Source organism: Legionella impletisoli (assembly GCF_900639875.1).
In the GTDB taxonomy this organism is placed as follows: Bacteria; Pseudomonadota; Gammaproteobacteria; order Legionellales; family Legionellaceae; genus Legionella_A; species Legionella_A impletisoli.
In genome coordinates, this window is record NZ_CAAAIA010000011.1 from 45160 (window position 1) to 61677 (window position 16518).

A 16518-nucleotide genomic window follows, 5' to 3' on the forward strand; every position below is an offset into this window, starting at 1 on the left:
AAGGATGAAACGTAATGCGCCGTTTCCGATTCTGGCCTCTCATAATCCTATTTTTCCCGCCACTTTTATATGCCGGCGTGGGTGATACTCACTTTGAACCGGTTGCCTCCGTTATTTTATGGGTAACCCTCATTTTTTTTCTAGGTATTACGGGTCGCTACATTGCTGAACTGCTCAATCAGCCTGGTGTACTTGGCGAGCTGTTAATGGGGGTTTTAGTTGGAAATTTATTTTATTTTTTGGGAATGCCCCTTGCGCTTGTGCTTAGAGAAGGGCCGGCTATTTACAGCATTATGAATGATTTGCTCACAGGGATCCCTTTACATGAAGCCGTGACTTCCACCATTCATGATCCAACAGAAGCTTTGCAAATGATTCAAGCGCTGAAAGGAGCAAGTGGTGCGAGTTGGTTGAAAGTGGCTTACGTGGTGGATATTTTCTCGCGATATGGCGTTATTTTCCTCTTATTTATGGTGGGGTTGGAAACGTCAGTGGATGAATTAGTGCATACGGGGATGGAATCTCTCAAAGTCGCTGTCATTGGTGTTGTTGCCCCAATTCTTTTGGCTATGGGGTTTATGTATATCTTTATGCCCTTTTCGTCTTATCAATCTGATTTGTTTGTCGCGGCCACTTTATCAGCCACGAGTATTGGAATCACCGCGCGCGTTTTAAAAGAATTAAAGAAAGTACAAACCCGTGAAGCCAAAACGATTCTTGGGGCGGCTATGATTGATGATATTCTTGGCTTAATTGCTCTCGCAATTGTAACGAGTATTGTGGTGAGTGGGGCTCTTGATATTTTTAACGTCAGTCGAATTATTCTTTTATCCGTTTTGTTTTTTTCAATCGCGCTTTTATTTGGGACTTGGTTTCTTAAAAAAGTTCTGTATCTTTTTAAGTTTTTAGAGGTTTGGGAAGCTAAGTTATTTGTCACGTTTATTTTTGTAATGCTCTTTTCTTGGTTTGCAACGTTAATTCAGCTCGCTACGATTATTGGTGCATTTGCTGCAGGCATTATCATTAGCGAAGAGCTGTTTCCCAAAAAATTTGATCGCCATAATCGATTAAACGTCGCTGAATTGGTTGCTCCTTTAGAGTTTATTTTGGCTCCATTGTTTTTCGTCTTAATGGGAATTCAAGTCAAAATTGAGTTATTTTTTAATTTGAATGTTCTATTTCTAGCATTTGGACTTATAATCGCCGCTATATTAGGAAAATTAGTTTGTGGTCTCGGTGCAAGTCGAAAGTCAGATCGCCTTTTGGTTGGTATTGGCATGCTACCCAGGGGAGAAGTCGGGCTTATTTTTGCCTCGATTGGCCGAAAGCTTGAGGTGATTTCAGATCAATTATTTTCCGCCATTATTCTTATGGTTATCGTGACGACTTTAATTGCACCGCTTTGGATGAAGGCCCGTTATGCAAAGCAAAAGGCTGTTTATAGGTAGTTAGATATGATTCCAAATCAATCCATTATTCAATCCAACGTAAGACGAGCTTTAGAAGAAGATATAGGAACGGGTGATGTGACCGCTTCACTACTACCGGATGATTTAATTGTAAGCGCGGTCATCAAATCCCGCGAACCACTGCTTTTGTGTGGTCAGCCTTGGGTTGACATGGTATTCAAAGAGATTGATCCAGAAATAAAGGTTTACTGGCAGCATGAAGAAGGACAATGGATTAAAAATCCTAGTAGCTTATGTGAATTACAAGGCGCTGCCCGCTCGATTTTAACGGCCGAACGTTGTGCTTTAAATTTTTTGCAAACGCTAAGCGCTACTGCAACTGAAGTGCATCATTATCTTGAGCTACTTAAAGGCACCGGCGCGCAATTATTAGATACAAGAAAAACGATCCCTGGGTTAAGGCATGCGCAAAAATATGCTGTAGCCTGCGCGGGCGGGGTGAATCATCGCCATGGCTTATACGATGCCTTTTTAATTAAAGAAAATCATATCAAGGCCTGTGGCTCAATTCGCTCGGCGATAGAATCGGCTCGTAAAAGAGATAACCGCTTACTGGTTGAAGTTGAAGTTGAAACGCTTGATGAATTTCGTGAGGCGTTGCAAGCAAAACCCGATAGAATTTTGTTGGATAATTTTTCTTTGGAAGAATTAAAGCAAGCGGTGGTTTTGGGTGAGAAGCATCATTGTCCTCTTGAAGCATCCGGTGGGGTGACGAGGCAAACAATTCGAGCTATTGCTGAAACAGGAGTTCATTTTATTTCGGTAGGGGCTGTGACTAAATCCATTCAGGCAATCGATTTAAGCTTATTAATTATTTAAATGAGTTTGCCACAAATCTCATGTATGACTTTTGTACCGCCAAACGAACGTTATCCCGTAAAAAAGCGAAGCTTTTTGTATGGGATCTATTTAAGCCTGGATAAGACTGGAAACGACTGGGATAACATTGGGATCTCTTATGACCAAACGAATTGTATTCACTGGAGGTGGCACGGCTGGGCATGTAACCCCAAATCTTGCTCTCATTAACCCCTTGCAAAGCGAGGGATGGAAGGTTCACTATATTGGCTCTGAGGAAGGGATCGAAAAAGAAATGATTTCGCCTCTGAATATCCCCTATCATGCCGTTAAAAGCGGCAAACTTAGACGATATTTCAGTTGGAAAAATTTTCTTGATCCAGTCAAAATTCTATATGGAATCGTTCAATCATTTTTTCTTTTACATCATTTAAAACCCAATGTGGTCTTTTCGAAAGGAGGATTTGTTGGGTTTCCCGTTGTGGTTGGTGCTTGGTTAAATCGGATCCCAGTTATTGCTCATGAATCTGATATGACTCCAGGCTTGGCTAATCGTTTAAGTTTTCCTTTCGCTAGTAAGGTGTGTGTGACCTTTGAACCTGCCAAATACCATTTTAAACAACCAAGCAAAGTGGAAGTAACCGGCACTCCCATTCGTGAAGCCTTGTTAAAAGGAGATAAAACAAAAGGCCTCGAAACGTGTAGATTGCAAGCGGATTTACCTTGCTTATTGGTGATGGGTGGAAGTTTAGGATCACGAGTAATTAACCAATGCCTTCGTAAGGCTTTGGATAATTTGCTCTCTTTTGTTCAGATTATTCATATTTGCGGTAAAGGTAATGTTGACCCCCAGTTAAACGATAAAAAAGGATATTGCCAGTTTGATTATGTGCGTGATGAGTTAGGCGATTTATTGGCTGCAAGTGATGTGGTGCTTTCTCGCTCCGGTGCGAATTCTCTGTATGAAATATTGGCGTTAAAAAAACCACATATATTGATTCCACTTTCCAAAAAAGCAAGCCGCGGTGATCAAATTCAAAATGCGCGTTATTTTGCATCATTAGGCATCAGTTATGTGATAGAAGAAGAGCAGTTAAATCCTGAATGTTTAGTTAAGGCCGTTCAGGAAGTGATGAATACCAAAGAAGAGCGTATTCATAAAATGAAACAATTACCCATTCATTCTAGTAGTGAAGCCATTATTGAACTCATCAAACGAACAGCTGAATCATAGCAGGGAGTAAAGATGCTTAACGCGGATAATTTATATGCTTTTATTACGAAGCAATGGGAAGACTCAATCATCCCAAGCTTGTGTGAATTCATCAAAATTCCTAACAAATCGCCTCATTTTGATCATGACTGGGAAAAACATGGCTTTATGGATAAAGCGGTCCAGCATGTGGTCTCATGGTGTAAAGCCAACGCGCCTCGGGGACTGGCGCTTGAGGTGATTCGCCAAAAAGGAAAAACGCCTCTCATTTATATGGAAATTCCAGGAGAAACAGAGGATACAATTCTCTTGTATGGTCATTTAGACAAGCAGCCCGAAATGACAGGATGGGATAAGGATCATGGTCCTTGGGACCCCGTAATTAAAGATGGCCGATTGTATGGCCGGGGAGCTGCGGATGACGGTTATGCAGCGTATGCAGCACTGACGGCTATTTGCGCCTTGCAGGAACAAGAAGTTTCTCACCCACGTTGTGTCATTATTATTGAAGCCAGTGAAGAAAGTGGAAGTCAGGATTTGCCTTTTTATATTGAAACGTTGAAAGATAAAATAGGAACGCCCAATTTAATTATTTGTTTAGATTCTGGTGCAGGGAATTATGATCAATTATGGATGACGACCTCTTTAAGAGGAAATATTGTTGGTGAACTAAGTGTTGAATTGCTTAAAGAAGGAATTCATTCGGGTTATGGCAGTGGAATTGCAGCGGATAGTTTCCGCGTAATTCGGGCACTTCTCAGTCGTATTGAACATGAGCAAACCGGTGAGGTCATTGTAGAGGAGTTACAATGCGATATCCCTCCTGAGCGAATTAATGAAGCAGCCGAGCAAGCGAACGTGCTAGACGAATCCGTTTATCAATCGCTTCCTTTTCATTCTGGTGTAAAACCCGTAACCTCAAATATCCAGCAATTACTACTTAACCGAACATGGCGAGCCGCCTTAACAATAACTGGAGCCGAAGGGTTACCTGCTATCGAAGATGCTGGAAATGTACTACGCCCAAAAACCACATTGAAGTTGTCAATGCGAATTCCACCGCTTACTAACGCAGATAAAGCAGCAGAAGTTTTAGAAAGAAAATTAACCCATACCCCCCCATACAAGGCTAAGATTCGTTTTAAAGTTGAAGATAAAGCACCAGGCTGGCATGCCCCTATTATGCCTGAGTGGCTCTCAGAAGCGGTCAATGAGGCTTCGATGAAATTTTATAAGAAGCCTGCTATGTATATGGGGGAAGGCGGGACCATCCCCTTTATGGCGATGCTAGGCAAAGCGTACCCCAAAGCGGAGTTTATGATAACCGGCGTCCTTGGCCCGAATTCAAACGCCCATGGCCCCAATGAATTTTTACATCTTGATATGGCAAAAAAACTAACTGCCTGCGTAGCGTTTGTGATTCATAAAAAACTAGAATCAAACAGTAGGTTGGGCTAAGCGAAGCGCAGCCCAACAATCTCAGTTTTTTTGCCTACTTGTTCTGCTTTATGCAGGGCATCGAGTCGATCTTGAATGAAGTTCGGAGCTGATTCCTACCATACAGCACGGCGGAACATAGATGTTTGGATTTTATTTAATGCTATTAGGTGCCTTTACCCTGGTCTTATTTCACATTCCATTTCACGGTATACAAGTCGTGCCGTCGGTCTTTCAAGTTCAGTACGGTTCCTTGGCTTCGGGCTTTTTCAAGTGCTTTTAAACTCAAATCGGCAAAAGACACCATTTCTGCATTGGGTGTGGTATCTGCTGCAATACCATCTCTTGCAAAGGGAAAATCGCAGGGCGTAAAAATAGCGCTTTGTGCATACTGAATATCCATATTAGCCACTCCTGGCAAATTACCGACATTACCTGCCATTACAACATAACATTGATTTTCAATAGCACGAGCCTGAGCACAGTAACGCACGCGTAAATAGCTTTGTCTTTCATCGGTGCAAAATGGGATAAATAGAATTCTCGCACCCTGATTTACTGCATGGCGTGCAAGCTCAGGGAATTCACTGTCATAACAAATTAATACGGCAATTGGCCCGCAATCGGTCATGATCGTATGAAGCTCATCCCCACCGCGAATGTTCCACCAATAACGCTCATTTGGGGTTGGATGAATTTTTGCCTGCTCATGAACTTGACCATCGCGAAGACAAATGTAGCAAATGTTATAAACGTTCTCGCCTATTTTGGTTGGATGAGAGCCTGCTATGATATTAATATTGTATTTCACAGCAAGAGAAGACATCAGATTAACAAAGCGTTCCCGGTAATCCGTAAGTTTTAATATAGCCTCTTCAGGTGTTAACGTGACGTTGTCGATGGATAAAAGCTGTAAAGTAAATAATTCAGGAAATACTACAAAATCAGAATAATAATCAGCAACCACATCCACAAAATACTCCACATGCTGTGCGAATTCTTCAAAAGAACCTACTCGACGCTGCATGTATTGCACAGCACTTAATCGCACTTTATCAATTGCTCCCATGCGAATAATTGGTGATTTTTTTTCTGGCTCTATCTCCGAAGAAACCGCATGATTAATCCATAATAAATGCGCCGCATATCCTTTAGAATGCTTATCAGACGATAGATAGTTTGGTAAAACACCAATAAGCTCATATTGATTACGAAGTTGAAAAGACAAAACTGGATCGCGAACTTCTTTGTTGACTACTGCAAGAAGATAATCATTCACATCAGAATAACGCTTGGCATGACGAGAATAACCTGGGATGCGACCCCCAAAAACGATGCCTTTTAATCCCTCGGCCTGACATAGCCGCTTACGAGCAGTATACAACCGGTTACCGATGCGAAGACCTCGATAATTTGGGTGTACACAGACCTCCATTCCATACAAGTAATCGCCATGAGGATCATGTCTTGACGCAAATCCATTACCCGTGATTTCACTCCAAGTATGAGGCTTTAAAGCAATTTCTCCATTAATTTTAAAGGTCGCGCAATAACCCACGATTTTATTTTCGTACTCGACAACAAATTGGCCTTCTGGGAAATGATTAATATGCCCACGTACTGCCGCTGTGGGGTAGTTATCCAGGTAGTCGGGATAAGCGGCACGTACCAGTTCCTGGATGGCTTGAATGTCATTATGTCGTGCATTTCGGACAATAATTTTCGCTTTTGTTTCTTCGTTTTGAGTGTTCGCTTTTTTTCCCATGGTGAACCTGTATTATTTGAGATTAATATATGATTTGACTTACAAAAAAATATTATTTGGAATCAGTGCATTGCACCCAATTTATCAGATAGAGCGACGATATAAAACAACAAGTAGGTAAGTTGGGCTAAATGAAGTGATTTGTGTAAATAGTTAACGAACGCTTTATTGATCGTTTTGTACTTAGTTTATCACCACTTGATTATAAGTCTCTTAAGAACTTTATTCTTGATTAAAACAAACTGAAAAACAAAAAAACGATCAAAACTTCTAGGGGACCAGTCGATTTTTATTCAAAAGTAGGTTAAAGTTCTCACAAAAAAAATACTAAGGTAATAAAGCTCATGTTTAGGAAATTAAGAGGTGTTTTCTCGAACGACTTATCGATTGACTTAGGAACAGCCAATACGCTGATTTACGTCAGAGATAAGGGGATTGTATTAAATGAACCATCGGTTGTAGCGCTTCGTAACGAATCTGGCCAAAAACGTGTCGCTGCCGTTGGCCTAGAAGCCAAGCGTATGTTGGGAAGAACGCCTGGCAATATTAATGCCATTCGTCCTATGAAAGATGGCGTGATTGCTGATTTCTTCGTGACTGAAAAAATGCTACAGCATTTTATTCACAAAGTGCATGAAAATCGATTTTTAAGACCAAGTCCTCGTGTTCTGGTTTGTGTTCCTTGCGGTTCAACCCAAGTTGAGCGTCGTGCTATTCGAGAATCTGCCATGGGTGCTGGTGCACGTGAAGTGTTTCTTATTGAAGAGCCTATGGCTGCTGCATTGGGCTCTGGTATGCCCGTGGAAGAAGCTAGTGGATCGATGGTGGTGGATATTGGCGGAGGAACAACGGAAGTTGCCATTATTTCGCTAAGCGGGATTGTTTATCATCAATCGGTTCGCATCGGTGGAGATAAGTTTGATGATGCTATTGTTTCCTACGTGCGCCGTAATTATGGAACGCTTATTGGGGAAACGACGGCAGAGCGCATTAAGCATGAAATTGGCTCGGCTTTCCCAAGTCGTGATTTGTTCGAAATAGAAGTTCGTGGTCGCAACTTAGCAGAAGGAGTGCCACGTAGCTTTACTTTAACCAGTGCTGAAATTTTAGAAGCTTTACAAGAGCCTTTGTCAGGAATTGTTGGCGCTGTTCGAGCTGCATTAGAGTTGGCTCCTCCTGAGCTTGCAGCGGATATTGCAGAGCGGGGTATGGTATTAACTGGGGGTGGCGCGCTCCTAAAAAATATGGATACCCTACTGATGGAAGAAACAGGGCTACCCGTATTGGTAGCAGAAGATCCGTTAACCTGTGTTGCGCGAGGCGGCGGTAAAGCATTAGAAACTATGGATTTGCGCGGCGGTGATTTCCTCTCAACTGAATAAACATCCAGGCTTATTTAGCAAAGGCAAGCACAGAGCGTTAAGCTTTGTGTTCGCCTTGCTTTTGTCATTGGGCCTAATGGTTGCTGATTATCATTACCACTACTTAAATGCAATGCGTAGTGGATTTTCTTTATTCGTAGCTCCCTTGCAATACGCTGTAGATTATCCAGTGCGTGTGATTGGTTGGATGCAATCTTTAGTTGGTTCTAAAAAAGCACTGATTGATGAAAATATACAGCTTCGTTACCGCCAGGCAATGCTTGAAAATCAATTGCAAAAACTGATGGTGCTTCGTCATGAAAACTCTCAACTAAAAGAACTACTCAATACCTCGTCAAGCGTGAATGCTCGTACAATGGCAGCTCAAATTTTAGCCGTTGAAACGACTTCTTCAAGGCAGCTGTTGGTATTGAATAAAGGATCACGCGAAGGGGTTTTTGTTGGTCAGCCAGTATTAGATGCCAAAGGCGTAGTCGGGCAAATTATTGATGTGGGTAAAATGACGAGTACGGTACTTTTGATCTCCGACTCTAAAAGTGGGGTTCCTGTACAAAACCACCGAACAGGTGAGCGGGCTATATTGGTAGGCACAAATAATATGAATCGCTTAGCACTCATTAATTTACCTAAGTCATCTGAAATTCATGTTGGTGATTTACTCATGACTTCAGGGCTTGGTCGTCGTTATCCTGAAGGATATCCGGTTGGTCGTGTTGAGGCCGTAAAAAACATACCAGGAGAAGAATTTATTAAGGTCGATGTGAATCCAGTTGCTTTATTGAATCGCAATCGCTTAGTGTTACTCATCTGGCCTGAAAAAGAACATGCGGAACTAACGATGCAAATTAATGAACGCTTGAAAAATCAGGATGATAATCGGATGTTGGCATAATGGGATACCTACATGAAAAGTAATGTTCGGCTGATCTGGGCAATATTCATTGTGCTGGCATTATCGATTTTACCGATGCCTGAGTGGCTAAGTGCTTTTCGTCCACCATGGGTCTTATTGCTTATTTTATACATTCAATTTTGCATACCAGTCTATTTTAACGTTGGCTTGATTTTTGTTTTGGGCCTTTGTCTTGATGTCTTGCTAGGCTCGGTCATTGGTGAGCATATTTTCGCATTATTACTCACCGCATGGCTTGCTTCAGGATTTTCAAGACGGTTTACTTTTTTCCCTATTGGGCAACAAATGCTACTCATCATGATTTTGGCAATGATTTATCAAAGTATTTTGCTGTTAACCAATGCGTTTTTAGGCTACGCCTATTTGTCTCTTACAGTTTTGTGCAGTTCGCTTCTTAGCTTAATGCTATGGCCATGGATTCGAATTTTAGCGGATGGGTCATTCCATAAAGTCTCAAAGACGTAGCCATATCCTTCGTTAATACCACTACGTGAGGCCTCATTTCGCTAAGCATTACATTAAACTACAAACACAACTTGATTCATTTTGAGTAAGGTCTGATAAATTATACTCGTTATCTCTAGAATCGATCGCGGATACCAAACATATAATGGTTTTAGGAGCTAAATATTGCCATCCAGCACGTTTGGGTACTTTGGTGTTATCGGTATTAGGTTGCAACATAAACTGGTCTTTAGGCACTTTATGGCATGGAGGATAAAGATATTTACCACGATCTATTTTTTGAAGCAAAGAGTTAAATTTCCAATCAAGGTAGAGGTCAGGACAGGAGTAGATACCTTGCTCAACAGGGTAAGTACGTAAATTAAAATCTTCTGAGAATTCTACTTCGAAAATAAGATGATCTTTATATTGCGGCATAAAACCATACTCAGGACAAAATCCTTCCGTATAGTGTAAATCTATAATTGAACGTGCTTTAACATAATTTAAAGCATCTTTTCTTGTTGCAAAAATAAGCAAAGTTTCACTTTCTGAAAACGTATTGTTAAACTTTTTTTTTAGTTCTTTGATCTTAAAGGTATGCCATTTTTCGTCTCCAAAAAATGAGTAATTTAACATTTTTCTCCGATCTTTAGAAACAATATACCCTTTCATTTATAATTACTCCGTAAAATGTGAGCGATTAGTATCGCGTATGCATCGTTGTTAGTCAAAATTCAATGTGCTACGAGCTTACTGAATTTCTAATGCTAAATATCTGGGTTTATCATTTCTATTTTGTTTCAAAATCACTTCTCATGCTATGATGAGCCACTTTAAATCTGACGGAGAGAAAATCCATGACGTATGAAAAAATAACTATTCCTTCCCAAGGCAAAGCCATTACAGTCAAATCGGATTCTACGTTACATGTTCCTGATCAACCCATTATTCCTTATATTGAAGGCGATGGTATTGGCGTTGATGTGACGCCTGCGATGCTGAATGTGGTGGACGCTGCTGTAGAAAAAGCATATGGCGGGAAGAAAAAAATTGCATGGATGGAAATTTATGCTGGTGAAAAAGCTACAGAAGTCTATGGTCAGGATCAATGGCTTCCTAAAGAAACACTCGATGCAATTAAAAAATACTTGGTGTCTATTAAAGGGCCTTTAACGACACCTGTAGGCGGTGGGATCCGTTCATTAAACGTTACCATTCGACAAGAATTAGATTTGTATACTTGTCTAAGGCCAGTTCGATATTTTTCGGGCACGCCAAGTCCAGTGAAAGAGCCTGAAAAAGTGGATATGGTTATTTTTCGCGAAAATTCAGAAGATATTTATGCTGGCATTGAATGGAAGGCTGATTCGCCTGAAGCTAAAAAAGTCATTAATTTCTTACGGGATGAAATGGGCGTTAAAAAAATTCGTTTTCCAGAGCATTGCGGTATTGGAGTAAAACCTGTATCCAAAGAAGGCACCTCACGATTGGTGAAAGCGGCTATCCAATACGCCATTGATCATAATCGCGACTCGGTGACGTTAGTTCATAAAGGCAACATTATGAAATTTACGGAAGGCGCATTCAAAGATTGGGGTTATGAGGTTGCCAAAGAAGAATTTGGCGCTACCGAGTACCAAGGCGGGCCTTGGATGGAGCTTAAGAACCCTAACAATGGGCAAACCATTATTATAAAAGATGTAATTGCAGATGCGTTTTTACAACAAATTTTATTAAGACCCGATGAATACAGTGTGGTTGCAACATTAAATCTTAATGGTGATTACATTTCTGATGCCTTAGCTGCCCAAGTAGGGGGAATTGGTATCGCACCTGGTGCAAACATCGGCGAACATGTTGCGGTGTTTGAAGCAACACACGGAACAGCACCTAAATATGCCGGGCAAGATAAAGTGAATCCTGGTTCGATTATTTTATCTGCCGAAATGATGTTACGTCATCTTGGATGGGAAGAGGCCGCCGATTTAATTGTGAATGGTATGGAAGGCGCAATTCAAGACAAAACGGTGACCTACGATTTTGCTCGCCAGATGAATGATGCGCATGAAGTAAGTTGTTCAGGCTTTGCAGAGGCTATAATTAATCATATGCATTAAGGAGTCAATTTATCCGTGCTGCATGCTAGTACTGCCTCTTGATCACAGCCTGGCCTACTCCCCGCGGTTTGACCGCGGGGTCCAGTGTTTAGCGCAGTACTCCTGAATTCCGTGGACAAGCCACGGAGCGTGGAAGAGTAGATCTGGACTGGGTTTTAAGAGATGTGTAGAAGATTCAGACACTAGTAAGGGCAAGGAGTCAGGTTTCAGGATTCGGTGGATGCGGTTTCCTCAAACCTGACTTTGTTTTTTAGTGGCTGCAAAACTAAATCCCCAAAATTCACATTTATCTCTTTATTTCAAGAAACAATTTGTTTTATGAGTTGTCAGGGTGAAATGGATGCCAGCAGAAAAAGACAATTAAAGTGATTTATAACAAAATTTACTGGCTAAATGCCTAATGAAAGTCTATAAAATTAATAAAGGGTGTTTGTAAATGAGCAGTTGGTATTTACAAAATGTAGTTGAAGAAAAAACGGCAGAAACTAAAATCTTGCCGGCTTTAAAGCAGCCTAGAAAATATAAAGTGGTGCTGCTAAATGATGACTATACACCGATGGATTTTGTTGTTGATGTCTTGAAGCGCTTTTTTCAGCTTAATGAAGAAATCGCCATACAAATTATGCTTCAGGTTCATCATCAAGGAAAGGGCGTTTGTGGTGTGTTTACACGCGACATCGCTGAAACAAAGGTAGTCTTGGTAAACGATTATGCCAGGATGAATGACCATCCATTGTTGTGTAGCATGGAGCCGGAGTAACAGCAGTGCTGGATAGGAGGAGCAGCGATTATGTTAAACAAAGAGCTTGAATTTACCTTAAATCTAGCTTTCAAAGAAGCCAAAGAGAAACGACATGAATTCATGACGGTTGAACATTTATTGCTCTCTTTACTGGATAACCCTGCTGCTGGTAATGTATTACAAGCTTGTGATGCCAACATCGAATCCTTGCGCCGTGATTTAATTGAATTTATTGATGAAACCACCCCACGCATTCCTGAAGATGAATTGGATAGAGAAACACAACCAACACTCGGCTTTCAACGGGTGCTCCAACGGGCCGTATTTCATGTGCAATCGGCAGGGAAAACTGAAGTCAGTGGAGCAAATGTCTTGGCGGCAATTTTTAGTGAACAAGAAAGCCAGGCAGTTTATTTTTTAAGACGGGAAAATATAACGCGTCTTGATGTCATTAACTACATATCGCACGGTGTCTCAAAATTCCAAAATAATGACTTTAACGACAACATGAGTTCTCCAATGGATGAGGACATGATGGTGTCGGATGCTCATGAATCACCGCTTGAAAATTATTGCATGAATTTAAATAATCGCGCGCGACTTGGCAAAATCGATCCTTTAATCGGGCGTCACGAAGAAATTCAACGTACTATTCAAGTCTTAAGCCGCCGTCGTAAAAATAACCCTCTTTTAGTAGGTGAGGCGGGCGTCGGTAAAACGGCTATCGCGGAAGGTTTAGCCAGAAGAATTGTAGATGGGGAAGTTCCTGAGTCCATTAAAAATCATGTCGTATACTCACTGGATCTAGGGGCCCTGTTGGCGGGAACCAAATACCGCGGTGATTTTGAAAAACGGCTTAAGGCCGTCTTAAAGCAATTAGGCGAGCATGAAGGGGGCATTTTATTCATTGATGAAATACACACCATTATTGGAGCAGGAGCCGCTTCTGGTGGGGTGATGGATGCATCAAACTTAATAAAACCTTTATTGGCAAATGGCGAGCTAAAATGCATCGGCTCGACTACTTACCAAGAATATCGCGGAATTTTTGAGAAAGATAGAGCGCTGGCAAGACGTTTTCAAAAAATTGATATCTCCGAACCTTCTGTTGAAGAAACCTTTGAAATCCTAAAAGGCTTGAAGCCAAAATTAGAAGCGCATCATGGGGTAAAATTCTCAATTCCTTCTTTAAAAGCAGCGGCGGAATTATCGGCAAAATATATAAATGATCGCTTCCTACCGGATAAAGCCATTGACGTGGTCGATGAAGCAGGCGCTTATCAAAATCTTTTAACCACCAGCAAGCGTAAAAAATTAATTAGCGTTGCTGAAATTGAAAGTGTGGTTGCCAAAATTGCACGTATTCCACTTAAAAAAGTGTCTGCACGGGATAAAGATACATTGAGAAATCTTGAACGTGATTTGAAACTATTAGTGTATGGGCAAGACGAAGCCATTACTGCGTTGGCATCAGCCATCAAATTAGCACGTTCAGGTTTACGTGAACCGCAAAAACCAGTGGGTTGTTTCTTATTTGCCGGCCCAACAGGCGTTGGTAAAACCGAAGTGACTAGGCAACTTGCCAATGTGATGGGAATTGAGTTGCTGCGTTTTGACATGTCTGAATATATGGAAAAACACACCGTTTCACGCCTAATTGGCGCACCTCCTGGGTATGTAGGTTATGATCAAGGTGGATTGCTGACGGAAGCCGTTACTAAAAACCCTTATTCGGTTGTGTTGCTTGATGAAATTGAAAAAGCACATCCTGACGTGTTCAATCTCTTATTGCAGATTATGGATCATGGTACCTTAACCGATACCAATGGCCGCCAAGCTGATTTTCGTCATGTCATTTTGGTGATGACCAGTAACGCAGGTGCTGCAGAAATCAGTCGAAACAGCATTGGCTTCTCATCTCAAGATAACACCACGGATGGATTAGAGGTCATCAAGCGTCAATTTACACCAGAATTTAGAAACCGTTTAGATGCCATCATTAATTTCGCATCACTCGATGTGGAAACGATTGGCTTAGTCGTTGATAAATTTATCATGGAGCTTGAAGAACAATTGAGCAATAAAGGGGTTTCGTTTAAAGTTGAAAAAGCAGCCCGTGAATGGTTGGTTGAACATGGCTATAACAAAGCCATGGGAGCTCGACCGATGGCTCGTTTAATTCAAGAACACATCAAAAAGCCACTTGCTGAAGAACTGCTCTTTGGTAAACTTTCAAATGGCGGCCATGTGACGATTAAAATGAAAGACGGTAAGCTTCATTTTGAATGTCAGAATTACCGTGAAGGCGTGTGTTAAAAAAAATCATTAAATTTTATTAACAACCGGACTAAGTCCGGTTTTTTTTAACTACGAAGATAAGTAGGGTAAATGCATCAAATAGCATTAAGCTAAGGCTTGATTGCGGCAGACCGTCGATATTTCCTACATGTTGCGGCTTTGACCGCAGCATCCATCGGTTGTTAAGCTCCTAAATAAAGCACGGCAAGTAAGCAAAAAAGCCGTGTTGTGCACAGAAATTAGATGCACACCCTACGAAAAGATGTTGCCTAAAATTATTTATTATGGTTTAATGCCAACCACTTTGAATATTTGTTGATCCGGATTATGCCAAAGTTAGCCGATATAAATATAACGTCTCTAGTCAATAATCAAGTTTTAAACTACCTATCTACGCTCCAGCTTTCCTTTGCTCAACTAAAAATTCTCTTATTAGCACACGAACCTATTGCAGAGGTAGTCCATGCGATAGAGCAAGAACTTTTGCCAATAGCTGTTGAAGAAAAAAGAAACCATTTTAAAGAGCTTGAAAGACAATTCTTAGAGCGACAAGCGAAAGAAGATCGGGAGGAAGAACTAAAAGATAGTGCTTCAGTTTTAGAAGATAAAAGAAGATACTTTACTTTACAACGAGAAAGAGGCTTCATTTTAAGTCAGCAACCCACACACGTTCATTCTGTTGGGTCTTATCCACAAAGAACTTATGGATCATTCTCTTATATAGCTAGATTGTCAGAAATTAATTACCAGCTGGATGTCTTGACTGAAAGAAGAAAAGAACGTCAAAAGCGTATAGCGGAAAGAACAAGTCGTTGCTATCAAGCAAGTTTAGAAAACCGCTTATCCTCTCAAAATTACCAACTATTCACCCAAAGGCTACTCGAGCTAGATCGCAAGGTTGATGAGTTATTTGATAAAAAATTTTCAGAAGCAAAAAAACGTATATTCCCATTCTTTTTGGCTAGTCTTCGCCAAAAAACTGTTACATTAGCACACCTTGCCTTTGATGAGAAACAAGCGCTTGTCCGGCTTATTGATACTATGTCGGAGTTTTTAGCTGCTGAACAAGAGAAGCTTAATAGAACCAAAGCGTTGCGTGACCTCCAGGAGACGATAAGTGCAACCCGGCAATCAATAAGAACTTCAAATGAACGTATTTTTGAGATCGCATCCAAACTGCAGCGAGCTCCAGAAGAACAGGAGAAGCTTGCTCAAAAAAATCAAGACCTTGATCGTCGCAACAAACCCCTAACAACTCCCGCTTGGCTTACCTTAGGTACTTCCTTAAGCGTGTTGTTATTATCAGGTGGGCTATATTTTGCTGTTGCCGCATTAGGAGTCACAGCTCTTGTACCACCTATGAGTTTAATCATTCCTATGATCGTAGCTGGAGCCTGTTTAACTGTTTCCTTGGGTTTATTTGCTGCTAAAGGAATTAATCGTTTGCAAAAATACTTTAATAATAAACAACTTCTTGAAGCACAACGCCATGAACAAGAGTTAATGGCTGAGCAAAATCAATTAGAAAAAGTAACTATTCCCGAGTTGACCTATAAACTAGCCGAAGCCCTAGATAAAGAGCCCGGTTTAAAACAAGACTTAGAACAAAAATCTCAAGTTTGTGATGAATTATTGGCACAAGCTAAAGCTATTTGTCCTATACCAACTCCATCAGCTCCTCCTCCTGAGCCATCTTTCTATACAACAGGAGCGTCTTTTACAATGTTTCCTCCACCGTCTAGTTCTTCTCAAGATTTTGGAGCTTATACGCCTGGAAATGGTATGAACCCAAATTTCATTAACCCAACATAACCCAACGTGACATAACCCTAACGTGCTTTGGCTTGACCCATAGGTATCTACACAAATGCTTCTCCTATTATTTGGCGAAGCATTTGTTTAAGTTCTCCTGGGTCATATCGTTCTAATAAATCGAG

The 16518-nt window shown here is 41.0% G+C and carries 13 protein-coding genes; 11 read left to right on the forward strand and 2 right to left on the reverse strand.

All coding sequences use genetic code 11. The features are described from left to right. Window positions 1-14 precede the first annotated feature (14 nt). From E1O41_RS10595 to E1O41_RS10610, 4 genes are all read left to right on the forward strand, one after another. Window positions 15-1448 carry a cation:proton antiporter gene (locus E1O41_RS10595; RefSeq protein ID WP_131777308.1) on the forward strand — a complete coding sequence of 478 codons (1434 nt, stop codon included), beginning with the start codon at window positions 15-17 and terminating at the stop codon, window positions 1446-1448. Window positions 1449-1454: 6 nt separating this feature from the next. Continuing rightward, window positions 1455-2288 carry a carboxylating nicotinate-nucleotide diphosphorylase gene (nadC, locus tag E1O41_RS10600; protein ID WP_131777309.1) on the forward strand — a complete coding sequence of 278 codons (834 nt, stop codon included), beginning with the start codon at window positions 1455-1457 and terminating at the stop codon, window positions 2286-2288. A 139-nt stretch (window positions 2289-2427) separates the two neighbouring features. Further along, the gene (locus E1O41_RS10605; protein WP_131777310.1) at window positions 2428-3501 is read left to right on the forward strand and encodes an undecaprenyldiphospho-muramoylpentapeptide beta-N-acetylglucosaminyltransferase; all 1074 of its coding nucleotides are present in this window, start codon (window positions 2428-2430) and stop codon (window positions 3499-3501) included. Window positions 3502-3513: 12 nt separating this feature from the next. Next, a complete protein-coding gene (locus E1O41_RS10610) occupies window positions 3514-4938 on the forward strand; it encodes a M20/M25/M40 family metallo-hydrolase (protein WP_131777311.1) in 1425 nt (474 codons plus the stop codon). Between the two features lie 166 nt (window positions 4939-5104). Here E1O41_RS10610 and E1O41_RS10615 read toward each other — a convergent pair whose 3' ends face one another. Continuing rightward, window positions 5105-6682: a bifunctional GNAT family N-acetyltransferase/carbon-nitrogen hydrolase family protein gene (locus E1O41_RS10615; protein WP_131777312.1), complete on the reverse strand. Its 1578-nt coding sequence runs from the start codon at window positions 6680-6682 to the stop codon at window positions 5105-5107. 344 nt (window positions 6683-7026) lie between these two features. Here E1O41_RS10615 and E1O41_RS10620 point away from each other — a divergent pair, with 344 nt between their 5' ends. Genes E1O41_RS10620 through mreD form a run of 3 tightly spaced genes read left to right on the forward strand, consistent with a single transcriptional unit; the run spans window position 7027 to window position 9442 of the window. Continuing rightward, window positions 7027-8064 (forward strand): rod shape-determining protein, encoded by a 1038-nt coding sequence (locus E1O41_RS10620; RefSeq protein WP_025385468.1) that lies wholly within the window; start codon window positions 7027-7029, stop codon window positions 8062-8064. Next, window positions 8042-8956 (forward strand): rod shape-determining protein MreC, encoded by a 915-nt coding sequence (gene mreC, locus E1O41_RS10625; protein ID WP_131777313.1) that lies wholly within the window; start codon window positions 8042-8044, stop codon window positions 8954-8956. The genes E1O41_RS10620 and mreC overlap by 23 nt, the downstream gene beginning before the upstream one ends. Window positions 8957-8968: 12 nt before the next feature. Then, entirely contained in the window at window positions 8969-9442 is a 474-nt protein-coding gene (gene mreD / locus E1O41_RS10630) for a rod shape-determining protein MreD (RefSeq protein WP_131777314.1), read from the forward strand. Between the two features lie 48 nt (window positions 9443-9490). On the opposite strand, the gene E1O41_RS10635 is transcribed toward mreD, so the two are convergent. Beyond that, window positions 9491-10096 (reverse strand): hypothetical protein, encoded by a 606-nt coding sequence (locus E1O41_RS10635; RefSeq protein WP_131777315.1) that lies wholly within the window; start codon window positions 10094-10096, stop codon window positions 9491-9493. Between the two features lie 185 nt (window positions 10097-10281). On the opposite strand from E1O41_RS10635, the gene icd reads away from it, so the two are divergent. From icd to E1O41_RS10655, 4 genes are all read left to right on the forward strand, one after another. Beyond that, the gene (icd, locus tag E1O41_RS10640) at window positions 10282-11541 is read left to right on the forward strand and encodes an NADP-dependent isocitrate dehydrogenase (RefSeq protein WP_131777316.1); all 1260 of its coding nucleotides are present in this window, start codon (window positions 10282-10284) and stop codon (window positions 11539-11541) included. Between the two features lie 436 nt (window positions 11542-11977). Then, window positions 11978-12301, forward strand: coding sequence for an ATP-dependent Clp protease adapter ClpS (gene clpS / locus E1O41_RS10645; RefSeq protein WP_131777317.1), 324 nt, complete (start codon window positions 11978-11980; stop codon window positions 12299-12301). A 30-nt stretch (window positions 12302-12331) separates the two neighbouring features. Beyond that, window positions 12332-14599 (forward strand): ATP-dependent Clp protease ATP-binding subunit ClpA, encoded by a 2268-nt coding sequence (gene clpA / locus E1O41_RS10650; protein ID WP_131777318.1) that lies wholly within the window; start codon window positions 12332-12334, stop codon window positions 14597-14599. A gap of 309 nt (window positions 14600-14908) precedes the next feature. After that, on the forward strand, window positions 14909-16393 hold the full coding sequence (locus tag E1O41_RS10655) for a hypothetical protein (protein ID WP_131777319.1): 1485 nt from the start codon (window positions 14909-14911) through the stop codon (window positions 16391-16393). Window positions 16394-16518 lie beyond the last annotated feature (125 nt).

What these genes read in the sequence shown, in the direction of transcription:
- E1O41_RS10595 (WP_131777308.1), top strand. Translation starts at nt 15, where the DNA reads ATGCGCCGTTTCCGATTCTGGCCTCTCATAATCCTATTTTTCCCGCCA.
- nadC (WP_131777309.1), top strand. Translation starts at nt 1,455, where the DNA reads ATGATTCCAAATCAATCCATTATTCAATCCAACGTAAGACGAGCTTTA.
- E1O41_RS10605 (WP_131777310.1), top strand. Translation starts at nt 2,428, where the DNA reads ATGACCAAACGAATTGTATTCACTGGAGGTGGCACGGCTGGGCATGTA.
- E1O41_RS10610 (WP_131777311.1), top strand. Translation starts at nt 3,514, where the DNA reads ATGCTTAACGCGGATAATTTATATGCTTTTATTACGAAGCAATGGGAA.
- E1O41_RS10615 (WP_131777312.1), bottom strand. Translation starts at nt 6,682, where the DNA reads ATGGGAAAAAAAGCGAACACTCAAAACGAAGAAACAAAAGCGAAAATT.
- E1O41_RS10620 (WP_025385468.1), top strand. Translation starts at nt 7,027, where the DNA reads ATGTTTAGGAAATTAAGAGGTGTTTTCTCGAACGACTTATCGATTGAC.
- mreD (WP_131777314.1), top strand. Translation starts at nt 8,969, where the DNA reads ATGAAAAGTAATGTTCGGCTGATCTGGGCAATATTCATTGTGCTGGCA.
- E1O41_RS10635 (WP_131777315.1), bottom strand. Translation starts at nt 10,096, where the DNA reads ATGAAAGGGTATATTGTTTCTAAAGATCGGAGAAAAATGTTAAATTAC.
- icd (WP_131777316.1), top strand. Translation starts at nt 10,282, where the DNA reads ATGACGTATGAAAAAATAACTATTCCTTCCCAAGGCAAAGCCATTACA.
- clpS (WP_131777317.1), top strand. Translation starts at nt 11,978, where the DNA reads ATGAGCAGTTGGTATTTACAAAATGTAGTTGAAGAAAAAACGGCAGAA.
- clpA (WP_131777318.1), top strand. Translation starts at nt 12,332, where the DNA reads ATGTTAAACAAAGAGCTTGAATTTACCTTAAATCTAGCTTTCAAAGAA.
- E1O41_RS10655 (WP_131777319.1), top strand. Translation starts at nt 14,909, where the DNA reads ATGCCAAAGTTAGCCGATATAAATATAACGTCTCTAGTCAATAATCAA.